This is a genomic window from Brevundimonas naejangsanensis (genome assembly GCF_000635915.2).
GTDB classification, from domain to species: Bacteria; Pseudomonadota; Alphaproteobacteria; order Caulobacterales; family Caulobacteraceae; genus Brevundimonas; species Brevundimonas sanguinis.
In genome coordinates this window covers 979392-992247 of the sequence record NZ_CP015614.1, presented here as the reverse complement: position 1 = coordinate 992247, position 12856 = coordinate 979392, and the positions used below count along the sequence as shown (strand labels likewise).

13 protein-coding genes, 1 tRNA gene and 1 riboswitch are annotated in these 12856 nt (G+C 66.3%); of the genes, 6 read left to right on the top strand and 8 right to left on the bottom strand.

Going from position 1 to position 12856, the window contains the following annotated elements; genetic code table 11:
- Positions 1-61: 61 nt before the first annotated feature.
- The gene (locus DA69_RS04705; RefSeq protein WP_025977218.1) at positions 62-490 is read left to right on the top strand and encodes an organic hydroperoxide resistance protein; all 429 of its coding nucleotides are present in this window, start codon (positions 62-64) and stop codon (positions 488-490) included.
- An 80-nt stretch (positions 491-570) separates the two neighbouring features.
- On the top strand, positions 571-1575 hold the full coding sequence (gene cobS, locus DA69_RS04700) for a cobaltochelatase subunit CobS (protein ID WP_025977219.1): 1005 nt from the start codon (positions 571-573) through the stop codon (positions 1573-1575).
- Positions 1576-1653: 78 nt separating this feature from the next.
- Here cobS and DA69_RS04695 read toward each other — a convergent pair whose 3' ends face one another.
- Positions 1654-2709 (bottom strand): COX15/CtaA family protein, encoded by a 1056-nt coding sequence (locus DA69_RS04695; protein ID WP_025977220.1) that lies wholly within the window; start codon positions 2707-2709, stop codon positions 1654-1656.
- 138 nt (positions 2710-2847) lie between these two features.
- On the opposite strand from DA69_RS04695, the gene DA69_RS04690 reads away from it, so the two are divergent.
- Entirely contained in the window at positions 2848-3099 is a 252-nt protein-coding gene (locus DA69_RS04690; RefSeq protein WP_025977221.1) for a hypothetical protein, read from the top strand.
- Positions 3099-3293 (top strand): DUF2842 domain-containing protein, encoded by a 195-nt coding sequence (locus tag DA69_RS04685; RefSeq protein WP_025977222.1) that lies wholly within the window; start codon positions 3099-3101, stop codon positions 3291-3293. Before DA69_RS04690 ends, DA69_RS04685 begins: the two co-directional genes overlap by 1 nt.
- Before the next feature lie 46 nt (positions 3294-3339).
- Here the strand turns inward: DA69_RS04685 and DA69_RS04680 are convergent, their stop codons facing one another.
- The 7 genes from DA69_RS04680 to DA69_RS04650 all read right to left on the bottom strand — a co-directional run bounded on the left by DA69_RS04680 (position 3340) and on the right by DA69_RS04650 (position 11318).
- Positions 3340-5289: a TonB-dependent receptor plug domain-containing protein gene (locus DA69_RS04680; protein ID WP_025977223.1), complete on the bottom strand. Its 1950-nt coding sequence runs from the start codon at positions 5287-5289 to the stop codon at positions 3340-3342.
- 131 nt (positions 5290-5420) lie between these two features.
- A riboswitch (cobalamin riboswitch) is annotated at positions 5421-5632 on the bottom strand.
- Between the two features lie 129 nt (positions 5633-5761).
- Complete coding sequence (locus DA69_RS04675) at positions 5762-7033, bottom strand: dicarboxylate/amino acid:cation symporter (RefSeq protein ID WP_025977224.1); 1272 nt, start codon at positions 7031-7033, stop codon at positions 5762-5764.
- Positions 7034-7176: 143 nt separating this feature from the next.
- Positions 7177-7995, bottom strand: coding sequence for an MBL fold metallo-hydrolase (locus DA69_RS04670; protein ID WP_025977225.1), 819 nt, complete (start codon positions 7993-7995; stop codon positions 7177-7179).
- Entirely contained in the window at positions 7992-8777 is a 786-nt protein-coding gene (locus DA69_RS04665) for a TatD family hydrolase (RefSeq protein ID WP_025977226.1), read from the bottom strand. Before DA69_RS04665 ends, DA69_RS04670 begins: the two co-directional genes overlap by 4 nt.
- Before the next feature lie 15 nt (positions 8778-8792).
- The gene (locus DA69_RS04660) at positions 8793-9773 is read right to left on the bottom strand and encodes a DNA polymerase III subunit delta' (RefSeq protein ID WP_025977227.1); all 981 of its coding nucleotides are present in this window, start codon (positions 9771-9773) and stop codon (positions 8793-8795) included.
- Positions 9770-10396: a dTMP kinase gene (tmk, locus tag DA69_RS04655; RefSeq protein WP_025977228.1), complete on the bottom strand. Its 627-nt coding sequence runs from the start codon at positions 10394-10396 to the stop codon at positions 9770-9772. The genes DA69_RS04660 and tmk overlap by 4 nt, the downstream gene beginning before the upstream one ends.
- Before the next feature lie 40 nt (positions 10397-10436).
- A complete protein-coding gene (locus DA69_RS04650; RefSeq protein ID WP_025977229.1) occupies positions 10437-11318 on the bottom strand; it encodes a septal ring lytic transglycosylase RlpA family protein in 882 nt (293 codons plus the stop codon).
- A 137-nt stretch (positions 11319-11455) separates the two neighbouring features.
- Between DA69_RS04650 and DA69_RS04645 the strand changes: the two genes are divergently transcribed.
- On the top strand, positions 11456-12388 hold the full coding sequence (locus tag DA69_RS04645; protein ID WP_025977230.1) for a DMT family transporter: 933 nt from the start codon (positions 11456-11458) through the stop codon (positions 12386-12388).
- 64 nt (positions 12389-12452) lie between these two features.
- Positions 12453-12542 (top strand) — tRNA-Ser (locus tag DA69_RS04640).
- Positions 12543-12856: the final 314 nt, after the last annotated feature.

Here is a 12856-nt window from a genome sequence, read left to right as displayed (position 1 = left end):
ACCGTTGTTTCTGAGAGGCGTTGAAGCAGCTTCAGCCCTTCAAAATGTTCGGAGCCTGCTCATGGAAATCCTGTACCGCGCCCACGCCACGGCGTCCGGCGGAGGACGCGACGAGGGCCGCTCAGCCACCGACGACGGCAAGATCGACGTCCGCCTGTCCGTCCCGACCGAAATGGGCGGCAAGGGCGGCGACGGAACCAACCCGGAGCAGCTGTTCGCAACCGGCTACGCCGCCTGCTACCTGGGCGCCCTGCGTCTGGTGTCCGGCAAGGCGGGGACGCCTGTGGGACCTGACACCAAGGTCGAGGCAGGCATCGGGTTCGGCAAGAACACCCGCGGCGAAGGTTTCAACCTGGATGTGACGCTGAAGGTCACGGACCACGGATTGGACGAGGCGGTTATCAACGACCTTATCCACAAGGCGCATCAGGTCTGCCCCTACTCCAACGCCACGCGCGGCAACGTCGAGGTCGCCCTTTCGGCGGAATAATCCGACCGGCCCAGCGCTAATCATCAGTCCGGCCCCTCGCGCGTGTTGAGCCGCGCGCGCGAGGGCGCTAGGTGGTGGCCATGACCTCTCCGCTCGACGCCTCCCCCGATCCGCTCGTCACGCTGGAACCGCACCGCAAGGTCACGCTGAAAGAAGCGTTCGGCATCGATTCCGACATGGTCGTGCCCGCCTTCGAGACGCGCGACAGCCATGTGCCTGAGATCGACGAATCCTATCGGTTCGATCCGCAGACGACGCTCGCCATCTGCGCGGGCTTCGCCTACGACCGCCGCGTGATGGTCCAGGGCTATCACGGCACCGGCAAGTCGACCCACATCGAGCAGGTCGCCGCCCGCCTGAACTGGCCGATGGTGCGCGTGAACCTGGACGCCCACGTCAGCCGGATCGACCTGATCGGCAAGGACGCCATCGTCCTGAAAGACGGCAAGCAGATCACCGAATTCCGCGAAGGCATCCTGCCGTGGTCGCTGCAACGCCCGGTCGCCCTGGTGTTCGACGAATACGACGCGGGCCGCCCCGACGTGATGTTCGTCATCCAGCGCGTGCTGGAGGCGCAAGGGCGTCTGACCTTGCTGGACCAGAACCGGGTCATCCGTCCGAACAAGTGGTTCCGCCTGTTCGCGACCTCGAACACGGTCGGTCTGGGCGACACCACGGGCCTGTATCACGGCGCCCAGCAGATCAATCAGGCGCAGCTGGACCGCTGGAACATCGTCACCACGCTGAACTATCTCGACCACGACGTGGAAGCCGAGATCGTCGTGGCCAAGGCGCCTGAGTACGACACGGCCGACGGCCGCCGTCAGATCGCCGCCATGGTCCGCGTCGCCGACATGACCCGCAACGCCTTCATGAACGGCGACATCTCGACCGTCATGTCGCCCCGCACGGTCATCACCTGGGCCCAGAACGCCATCATCTTCGGCGGCGACCTGGCCCTGAGCTTCCGGCTGACCTTCCTGAACAAGTGCGACGAGCTGGAGCGGCCGACCATCGCCGAGTTCTATCAGCGCGCCTTCGGCGAGGACCTGCCGGAATCGGCAACGCGGGTGAAGATCGGCTGACGCCCTAGCGCATCGCCATATTGAAAAGGCCGCCCTCCGATCCGGAGGGCGGCCTTTTTGTTCAGCCGTGCTGACGGCTCAGCGCAGGGTGGACGCGAACATCCGGGGCCGCGAACGTCGCACCAGCCAAAGGTTCGCGGTCGCCACGCCCAGCACCAGCGCCGCCACAGCCTGGTGCATAACGCCCAGGGTCACGGGCACAGCGTGGATCAGGGTCATGACGCCCAGGCCTGCCTGGAACCACAGCGCGCCCGCAAAGATGACCGCGGCGACGCCCAGCCCGCCGTCCAGACGTCCGCGCAGGGCCTGGACCGCATAGAAGGTACCGGCGAACAGCAAGGCATAGGCGCCGATGCGGTGGTTCAGTTGCACCAGCCCCTGATCATGCAGGAAAGCCAACGCCCCCTGCCCCCACGCGATCGGCGGGAAGAAGGCTCCGTTCATCAGCGGCCAGTCCGTGTAGATCAGGCCCGCCTTGGCGCCCGCCACCAGGCCACCCAACAGACACTGGACGAAGACCCCGCCCAGCAGCAGGCCCGCGGCCCAGGTCCAGGCGCGCGACGGACGGTTGGCGTCAACCCCGGCCCACGCCTCCAGCCCCGTCCAAATCAGGCCCGCAAAAATCACGAAGGCCAGGCCCAGATGGGTCGCCAGACGTTCCGGGGCTACATCGACGCGCTCGGCCAGGCCGCTGGACACCATCCACCAGCCGATCAGCCCCTGCAGGCCGCCCAGGGCCAGAAGAACGGCGCAGCGGCCGATCAGACGACGCGGGATCGCCCGGAAGGCCAGGAAGGCGATGAAGGGCAAGGCGAAGACGGCGCCGATCAGACGCCCCAGCAGCCGATGCGCCCACTCCCACCAGAAAATGTACTGGAACTGCGCCATGCTCATGCCGGCGTTCACTTCGGTGTACTGGGGGATGGCCTTGTACTTGTCGAACGCCTCGACCCAGTCGGCGTGGTTCATCGGCGGCAGCGCGCCCATGATGGGCTTCCATTCCGTGATCGACAGACCCGATCCGGTCAGGCGCGTCGCGCCCCCGACCACGATCATTGCGAACACCAAGGTCGCGCAGAAGAACAGCCACAGCGCCACAGCGCGGCTGCGATCCAAATCCCCAATACGCTTCATTCGACGCCTGCCGTTCGCCCCGATATGCTTGCCGCCTCTTCACAGGCGGCGGAACCGAGGGATATGCCCCTCCCGCGTGGCAAGATCGAGTCGCTTTCTTCGCCAAAGCGTCGCACAGCAGTCAGGGAGCGCCGGCCGGTGCAATATATCGAGATCGCCATCGCCATCATCGGCGCCGTGGCCCTGGCGTGGATCGCCGACCTTCTGACAGGACGACGAGGCATAGGGGCCGTCATCCTGGTGGCCCTGGTCAGCGCGGCCTGCGGCGCCTTCCTGGCCATTCGCGTCTTTGCGGTCGCCGCCCTGACGGACTGGGAGTGGCTGCTGTGGTCGCTGGTGACCACGGTGATCGGCCTGGCGGCCTTCTTCCTGTTCAGGAACAAGCGCTGATGCCGCCCCGCGCGCGCCGGTTCGTCGCCACCGTGGCGGTGGTGTTCTTCCTGATCTTCTGGATCTGGGGCGCCGTGACGCTGCACGCCCTGTTGCCTAAGGCCTGGTGGATCGACCTGATCTTCTTCGCCGTGGCGGGCATCGGCTGGGGCGTGCCGCTCATTCCCCTGCTGCGCTGGGCCGAACGGGAATAGAGGTTTGGCCGGGCCGCCCCGACATCAGGGCGGCCCGGCCTTCGCATCAGAAGCGGACGCGCACGCCGCCGAAGACGCCGCGACCGGCCGTGCCGTAGCCCAGCACGGTCTGGTAGTCCTCGTCGAAGGCGTTCTCGATCCGGCCGTAGACTTCCAGATTGTCGTCGATCGGATAGGAGGCCAGCAGGTCGACCAAGGTGAAGGCGTCGACCTTCACCGCGTTCGCCAGGTCATTGAAGGTCTCGCCCACGTAGCGAACGGACAGGCCGGTTTTCAGACCGAAGGCCCAGTCGTAGTCGGCCGCGAGATTGCCCATGTGCTCGGGACGCAGGCGCAGACGCTTGCCTTCATGATCGCCGACGGCGTTCTTGGCGTCCGTCCAGGTGTAGTTGGCGTTCAGGTGCAGGCGCTCGGTCACGTCGAGACGGCCGATCAGTTCGACGCCCTTGGTCTCGGCCTTCTGGATGTTCTGATAATAGCCGCCGTACGGCTGGCTGCAGATCGGGTGAGCGTCGCCGGGCAGGCAGTTGGCGTAGTTGATCTCATTGTCGCTATCGCGCTGGAAATAGGTCGCCGAGACGACGGCGCGGTCGAACAGGCGTTGTTCGACGCCGATCTCCCAGCTCTCGGCTTCTTCAGGCTGCAGATCCAGGCTGCCGTACTCGCTGTAGAGCTCGTACAGACCCGGCGCGCGGAAGCCCTGCCCCCAGCTGGCGCGCAGGACGGTGGCGCCGTCGTTCAGCGCCCAGGCCGCCGCGACCTGCCCCAGCAGATTGTCGCCATACTGGGCGTGATCGTCATAGCGCAGCCCGCCGGTCAGGGTCAGGCCGTCCAAAACAGTCCACTGAACCTGGCCGTAGACGCTGTTCAGCTCAGCCTCGCCGCGCCCGTAGTCTGCGTTGGGATTCCAATCGCCGAGCGAGCGCGCCTTCATTTCAGACTTTTCGTGCTCGACGCCGAAGGTCGTGTTCAGCGTCTCGGCGACGGCGAAGGCGCCCTGATACTCCCAGCGGCGGTTCTGGCCTTCGGAATCGAAGGTCAGGGGCTGGATTTTGTTGTCCGGATTGAAGTTGCGACGATCCGTATCGGTGTGGGCATAGCCGATGCGGTTGCGGAAACGGCCGTCCAGAAGGTCGATGTTCAGTCCGGCGTAGGCGACCAACTCCTGCGTCTTGCCATAGTCGCGGCTGTCGCCGTTCCAGGCGTCGAAGTCTGCGCGCCCGCTGGACCAGACCGAGCGCAGATCCAGCGACACGGCGTCGGTGATCTTCAGATTCAACCGTCCCGACAGGCCGGTATTGTCGTAGCCGTCGTCTTCGGTTCCCGTGGCATAGGCCGAGAAACCGTCGGTGGCGTAGCGGCTGGCCGCCAGGCGCCAGCTCAGGCGCTCATTGGCGCCGCCCACGCCGCCGCGGAAATAGGTCGTGCCGCGCGCGCCGGCTTCTGCGTCCAGGCCGCCCTGGAAGGCGTCCGTCGGCTCGGTTGTGACGATGTTCACCACGCCGCCGATGGCCTGACTGCCCCACAGGGTCGACTGGGCGCCGCGCAGAACCTCGATGCGGGCCGCGTCGCCGACCAACAGATTGCCGAAGTTGAAGCCGCCCTGGGTCGAGGACGGGTCGTTCAGCTTGACCCCGTCGATCAGGACGACGGTGTGGTGGCCCTCGGCGCCGCGGATATACAGGCTGTTGGCCGCGCCCACGCCGCCGTTGCGGCTGTAGCTGACGCCCGGCGTCTGCGCCAGAAGCTCGGCCACGGCGGTCGTCTGGCGCGCTTCAATGGCGGCCTGGGTCAGGACGGCGACCGAAGCGCCGACCCGCTCGATCGGCTGGGCCGAGCGGTTGGCGGTGACGACCACGTCCTCGACGGCGGTGGCGCCGGCGCGGCCCGCGACATCGGGGGCGGCGGCTTGCTGATCGAGCGCTTCAGCAGCGAAAGAAGGGGCGGCGGCCAGAAGGCTGGCGGCGGCCAGGGCGGCGAATGCGGTCCGGTTCATTCCGGGTCTCCATATGACGACGCCGCGCCGGACCGACCCTCGCCCGGATGAGCGAAAGCGGCCGCTGACGCGGCTGGTTTACGACTGTCGTCACACGAGTTGCCTCGACCGCCCGGCACATCCCGACCGCGCGGAGAACGACGGCGACAGGCAGGTCTCCTGGCTCGCGGATCAAGGCCGGTGCGCGTCGCCTTCCCAGCAGTCGATGAGGTCGTGACCTCTCGAGCCGCCAGTGGCGTTTGACGCGCGGGCTAACCGCTTACAGTTGCGGGAACAGCCGGAGTTTCACACTCCGTTCCCTTTTAATCCCCCGTCGAGGGGAACCTGACGCGACCGCCGCAGTAGGGCCGCGCGCGGTTCAGGTCAACAGCAACGCCCGGCCCGGCATGGCGGACTGCGACCTTACACCCAAGAAAAAGAGCGTGGAGATGATCTCTCCACGCCCCCTGCTTCTTGTTGGACTGGACCGGCGTCAGAGGGCGGCGGGCTGCGGCTCGCCGTCCGCGCTGTCCGCTGCTGGGATGTCGTCCAGTTCGCCTTCCCACTTGGCGACCACGGCGGCGGCGACGGAGTTGCCGACGACGTTGGTGGCCGAGCGGCCCATGTCGAGCAGGTGGTCGACGCCCAGCACGATAGCGATCCAGGCTTCCGGCAGGCCGAAGTAGGTCAGGGTCGCCATGATCACCACCAGCGAGGCGCGCGGAATACCCGCAATGCCCTTGGACGTCACCATCAGCAGCAAGAGCATGAAGATCTGCTGCGACACGCTCAGATGCACGCCGTGGGCCTGCATGATGAACATGGTGCCGAAAGTGCAGTAGAGCATCGACCCGTCCAGGTTGAACGAATAGCCCAGCGGCAGGACGAAGCTGACGATACGGCGGCGCACGCCGACCTTGGGCAGGGCCTCGAGGATGCGCGGATAGGCGGCTTCCGAGCTGGCCGTCGAGAAGGCCAGCAGCGTCGGGGTGCGGATGGCCTGGAACAGCGGGATCACCCGCTTGCCCAGCACCACGGCGCCCGCCACGAACAGCAGGCCCCACAGCACGCCCATCGAACCATAGAAGCCCAGCACGAACTTGGCGTAGGTGCCCAACATCTCCAGCCCCTGGGTGGCGATGGTCGAGGCCAGGGCGGCGAAGATGGCGAACGGCGCCAGCTTCATCACGAACTCGGTCACCTTCAGCATGATGCTGGCGGCCTGCTCGACCAGGTGCAGCACCGCCGGCGCCTTGTCGTCCAGGGCGGCGACCGCCGTGCCGACGAAGACTGAGAAGACGACGATCTGCAGGATCTCGTTCCTGGCCATGGCGTCGAAGATCGAGGTCGGCACCAGGTGGGCGATGAAGCCGTGCAACGAGAAGGCGTCGGTCGAGGCCGCCGGGGCCGTCGCAGCCACCGCCTCGGGCAGGTGCATGTTCGCGCCGGGCTGCAGCAGTTGGACCATCACCAGGCCCAGCACTAGCGACACGATCGAGGCGCCGATGAACCAGGTCATGGTCTTGACGCCGATCCGCCCCACCGAGGCGGCGTCTTCCATATGGGCGATGCCCGCCACCAGGGTGGTGAACACCAACGGCGCGATGATCATCTTGATCAGACGCAGAAAGATGTCGGTGATGAGATTGAGGTTCGACGCGGCGGCCGAAGCCTGATCCGCCGTCAGAAATTTATTCAGGCCCCAGCCCGTCACAACGCCGAGGATCATAGCCCCGACGATGAGGTAAGCGAAAATACGTTTCATACAGTCGTCCAGGTTCGCGGCGCAGAATCCCCCAACGCCGCCGTTACACCAATGGAGGGCCCCACCGCCCGCAGCTCAGCCGGAGCGAATAGCCGATAAAACCCCTGTGGCACATCACATATTCTTGCATGGACAGGCGAGCGTCACTCCCCAGCCTGAGCCTCGTCCAGCAAGATTCGGCTACGCCAACCGTCATAAGCGACATCGACATTGGTCGGAAGCTCCCGCTTCAAACGCTGATAATCCAGGTCAATGTGCAGATTGGTTAGGACGGCCTGCTTCACCCGCGCTCGCGCGATCCAGTCCAGCGCCTTATCGACATGGGCGTGGGTCGGATGGGGCGTATAGCGAAGAGCGTCCAGTATCCACAGGTCAGCCCCGCGCACCGCTTCCAGCGCCTCATCATCGAGGTCTGAGACGTCGCTGGAATAGACCACGCCGCCGATCCTGTAGCCGACCGATCGGATCGGGCCGTGCGCCTGATCGAACGTCGCCACCGGCAGGTCGCCGCCTGGCCCAGGCACGCTCCATTGACGGCCGTGCGGCGGAAGCGGCCGCGCCTCGACGATGGCCGGATAACCGTGCTGGCTCTCGAAAATGTAGTCAAACCGCCGCGTCAGCGCCGCATGGGTCGGCTCATCCATCCAGGCGGGAATGCGGCCTCGCGCGTGGGCGAAAACCCGCAGATCGTCGATGCCGTGGGTCTGGTCCGCATGGTCGTGGGTGTAGAGGACGCCGTCGATATGCTGGACTTCCGCCATCAGCATCTGCTGGCGGAAGTCCGGCGAGGTGTCGATGACCACGCTGGTGACGCCATCCGGGCCATGAAGACGCGCCAGCATGGAGCAGCGGGTGCGCCGGTTGCGCGGCTCGGCCGGATCACAGTCGCCCCAGTCGCCGTCGCCGCGCGGCACCCCGCCCGACGAACCGCACCCCAGGATGACGACCTCCAGCTCTCTCATTCGGCGGGCCGGGGGATACGGTCGAACAGGTTGAAGAAGGCGTCGGTCGTCAGACGATCCGCCTGTTCCGGAGACCACCCGCGAATCTCGGCCAGCTTGGCCAGCACCAGGCCGACATAGGCGGGCTCGTTGCGGCGGCCCCGATGCGGGATGGGCGCCAGATAGGGGCAGTCCGTCTCGACGATGATGCGGTCTTCGGGCATCCGCCGGATCACCGCCCTCACCTCTTCGGCCGCCTTGAAGGTGGCGATGCCGGAAACAGAGAACCAACCGCCCAATTCCATAGCCAGTTCAGCCAGCTCCATGCCGCTGGTGTAGCAGTGCATGAGGAATTTGAACGGCGCCCGCCCATGTTCTTCGCGCAGGATGTCGGCCATGACCTCGTCCGCTTCTCGGGTATGGATGACTAGCGGCAGCCCGGTGCGGCGCGCCGCCTCGATATGCTGGCGGAAGACCGCCGCCTGCACATCGCGCGGGCTGAGATCGTAATGGAAGTCCAACCCGCACTCGCCGATGCCGATGACGCGCGGGCGCTGCGCCAACTCCACCAGATGATCGGCCGTCAGATCGGCATAGTCCTTGGCTTCATGCGGATGCACCCCGACCGTGCACCAGATGTCGGCGTTGTTCATGGCCAGCGCATGGGTCGCATCAAAGGTCGACAGCTTGTCCGAAATCTCGACCATCAGCCGCACGCCCGCTTCGCGCGCGCGCGCGACCACGGCGTCGCGGTCTTCATCGAACTGGGGCGCGTGAAGATTGACGTGACTGTCGATGATCATTTCAGGTGAACGCCCTTATACTGATGCCTTGACGCGGGCGATGTCGGCCAGAGCTCCAGCCAGCACATCCCCCTTGTCCATATTCAGGCCCGCCGCGCGGTCCGGCAGTTCCGACAGCCGCCCCCACAGTTCAGCCCACAGCGCGCCCTCGCGCCCGCCCGTCTCGACCGCGCGCCGCTTCACCGCCGCGATCAGGCGATCCATCAGGGCGTCGAACCGCGCCTGCCCTTCAGCGCCGCGAAAGCCGTCGGCCACGGCCAGTTGCTCGGCGCGGTCCACAGCGCCGCCTTCGACCCAGCTGCGCGCCAGACGATCCGTTTCGGACATGGCGCCAGACGCCAGATCCAGCGCGGCGCCCGGAGAACCGCCGGCCATGCGCGCCGCCTCATCCGCCTCGGACAGCGACACGCCAGTGCGTCGCTCGACCAGTTCCGCCAGACGATGTTCAGGCCAGACCGGAAAGCTGAGACGGCGACACCGCGAGCGGATGGTCGCCAGCAAACGGCCCGGCGCGTGCGTCACCAGGAACAGAACCCCGCTTTCAGGCGGTTCCTCAAGAATTTTCAGCAAGGCATTGGCGGCATTGACATTCAGGTCGTCGGCAGAGTCGATGATCGCCACCCGATGCCGCGCCTGAGACGGGCTCTTGGCGAAGAACTCCGGCAGGTCGCGCGCCTGCTCGACCGAGATCGACTTCTTCTGCTTGCCGCCCTCGACCAGACGCTCAAGCACCAGCAGATCAGGGTGCGACTGGGCCGAAACCAGACGACTGACGGGATCGTGCGGCGCGGCGCCCAGCGGCCCGCGCGAAGAATCCGGCGCCGCGCCCAGCAGCCGCCGCGCGGCGCGATAGGCGAAGCTGGCCTTGCCCGATCCCTCGACCCCGCACAGAAGCCAGGCGTGGTGCAGACGGCCACGGTCCAGCGCGTCCAGAAAAGCCTCTTCGGCCTTGAGGTCGGCGATCAGATCGAACCGGTCGCGCGGATGCTCGCTCAAAGCAGCCGCGCCTCCACCACCGTCCAGAGGCGTTGCGACACCTCATCGACCTCGCCCGTCGCGTCGATGACGACACAGCGGTCGGGGTGGCGCTCAGCCACGTCCAGAAAGCCTTCGCGGAGCTTCTGATGGAAGGCCATGCCCTTGGATTCAAAGCGCGTCTCGAACAGGCCGCGACCGAAGGCGCGTTCCAGCCCCACATCCACCGGCAGGTCGAACACCAGGGTCAGGTCCGGTTGATCGCCGTCGACCACGGCCGCGTCCAGCGCCTCGATCAGGCTTTCAGGCGCGCCGCCGCCTGCGCCCTGATAGACGCGGCTCGAATCCGCGAAGCGATCGCACACCACCCAGCGCCCGGCTTCCAGCGCGGGACGGATCGTGCGCTCCAGATGGTCGGATCGGGCAGCGTACATCAGCAAGGTCTCAGTTCGCGCGGACCAGCGGTCGGCGTCGCCCGAAACGGCGATGTTGCGGATTTCCTCGGCGCCCGGCGAGCCTCCCGGCTCCCGCGTCTGAACGACGTCCAGCCCAGCGGCGCGCAGCCGCTCGACCAGCAGGCGCGCCTGCGTGGTCTTGCCGGCGCCTTCGCCGCCTTCGAACGTGATGAATCTGCCTCGCTGCACCCGCGCACAATGGCGACCCGCGCGGCGGACGCAAGACCCGTCAGCCGCCTATCAACAGGGCGTCGCTGAAACCGCGCGCAATCACGGCCTGACGCGCGCGCTCCGCCGCCGTCGCATCGGGCCAGGGTCCGACGACGACGCGAAACAGGGTTCGGCCGTCTCGATCGAGGTTCTGGATGGAGGCTCGGTCGCCGAGGCGGCGCGCGACCTGATCCGCGCCGCGCCGATCCGAATAGGCCCCGGCCTGCACCCAATAGGCAGCGGCAGGAGCAGCGAAAGACGGAACAGGCTGAGGCGCAGGCGCCTGTGCGGGTGGCGGCGCCGTCGCGACTTCATAATAAGGGCGCGGTCCCGCGTCTCGGCTCGGCGCGGAGTCGGTGCCGGCAGGCGTCGCCTCTGCGCGCTGCATCGGCGTCTCGCCGCCCTGACGCGGGGCCCGGCCGACATAGCGGACCCGCACTTCGCCCACGCCCTGATTCAGCAGGCCCAATTCCTCAGCCGCCCCGCGCGACAGGTCGATGATTCGCCCGTCGACGAAGGGGCCGCGATCGTTGACGCGCAGGATCACCCGACGCCCGTTCGCCCGGTTGGTGACCTCGACGAGACTGGGCAGCGGCAAGGTCTTGTGAGCCGCCGTCAGGCCGTTCATATCGAAACGCTCGCCCGTCGAGGTCGAGCGGCCGTGGTGATAGGAGCCGTACCACGAGGCCTGACCCACCTCGTCATAGTTGGGCTGTTCCTTCGGGTGATACCAGCGACCGCGGATCTGATAGGGCCGCATGGTTCCCGAAACGATCGGCGCAGGGTCCGTGACGACAGGCGGCTTCAGCGGCGCCTCGCGCCCTCCGCCCAAGCTGGCGCACGCCGCCAGGGTCGAAAAGGCGGCGGCGACGACCGCCGCTCTCAGGATCCTGGCCCACATGGTTCAACGCACTCCGACCGACTGACAGACCTTGCTTATGCGGCCGAACGGTTTCCGGTTTGGTTAACGTCGCGTTTGCGCCTATGAGCGCGGCGGAACGTCGTGCGTCTTCTTCCCTCCCCTTGCTGAAGCCGATCTTGACCCCATCGCTGTATCAGACCCGTTCCGGCGTCTTCATTCTCGCTACTTTGTGCTGCGCGTTGTGGGGCAGCGCCTTTCCCGCGGTGAAGGGCGGCTACGCCCTGCTGCACATCGCGAAAGACGATATCGCCAGCCAGTTGCTTTTCGCCGGGTGGCGGTTCGCCCTGGCGGGACTGATCCTGTTGTTCGTCGCCGCGGCGTTGAAGAGGCCCGTGCTGAGGCTTGAGCCACGCCAGACGGCGCAGGTCGCCCTGCTGGGCCTGACGCAGACGGCGATCCAGTACGTATTCTTCTATATCGGCCTTGCGCACGCGACCGGCGTGAAGTCGTCGATCATGAACTCCACCAGCGTCTTCTTCAGCGTGGTTCTGGCCCACTATCTGTATGCCGACGACCGCCTCAACGGGCGAAAGGCGCTCGGCTGCCTGATCGGCTTTCTGGGCGTGGTCGTCGTCAATCTGGGCGGGGCCGGCCTGGGGTTCGACTTCAGCCTGCTGGGCGAGGGCTTCATCGTCATCGCCGCCTTTGTGCTGGCGGCGGCCTCAATCTACGGCAAGCGCGTCTCGCGCCAGTTGGATCCCATGATCATGACGGGCTGGCAGCTGTTCATCGGCGGCGCCGCCCTGACCGGCGCCGGGTGGGCGGCGGGCGGCCATCTGGAGGCGCTGAACGCCGCCTCGGCCGCGCTGTTGCTCTATCTGGCGCTGTTGTCATCGATCGCCTTCGCCGTATGGAGCGTGCTGATGAAGCACCATCCGGTCGGCCTGATCGCGGCTTTCAACTTCCTGATCCCCGTCTTCGGCGTGACGCTGTCCGCCGCCTTCCTGGGCGAGTCGATGTTCAAATGGAGCTATCTGATCGCCCTGATCCTGGTTTGCTGCGGCATCTGGCTGGTCACCCGCTCCACACGAGCCGCGAGGCCGACCTGACGCGCTTTCCGCTTGGATTGCGGACAGCTTTACGGCTATGCACGCGAGCGCGCCGAGTCGCGCTGGACAGGTGGCCGAGTGGTTTAAGGCAGCGGTCTTGAAAACCGCCGTAGGTGGAAGCCTACCGTGGGTTCGAATCCCACCCTGTCCGCCACACGCGCTGTTTTTATTGGGTTATTTGGGAAGTTTCCCCCTCACCCATCAAAACACCCACCTTAAAGATTGCGCTTAAAACGGCGACGTTACAGGCCGTTTCGTGGTTAGGCAGGAGACTCCATGTGCGTCCGGCTGTGAGACCAACTGCCCGCTGCCAGACCGACTCAACCGATCGCCCACCGCCAGAGGCCGACGGCGAGCAGCACCAAGCTCACGACGGTCAATCCGGCGGTGACCGGAACCAAGGCCGGCGCCCAAGGCGGACGGGTGCGGAGCTTGGCCCAGGTGTCGAGGCACCAACTCAGGCCCCCG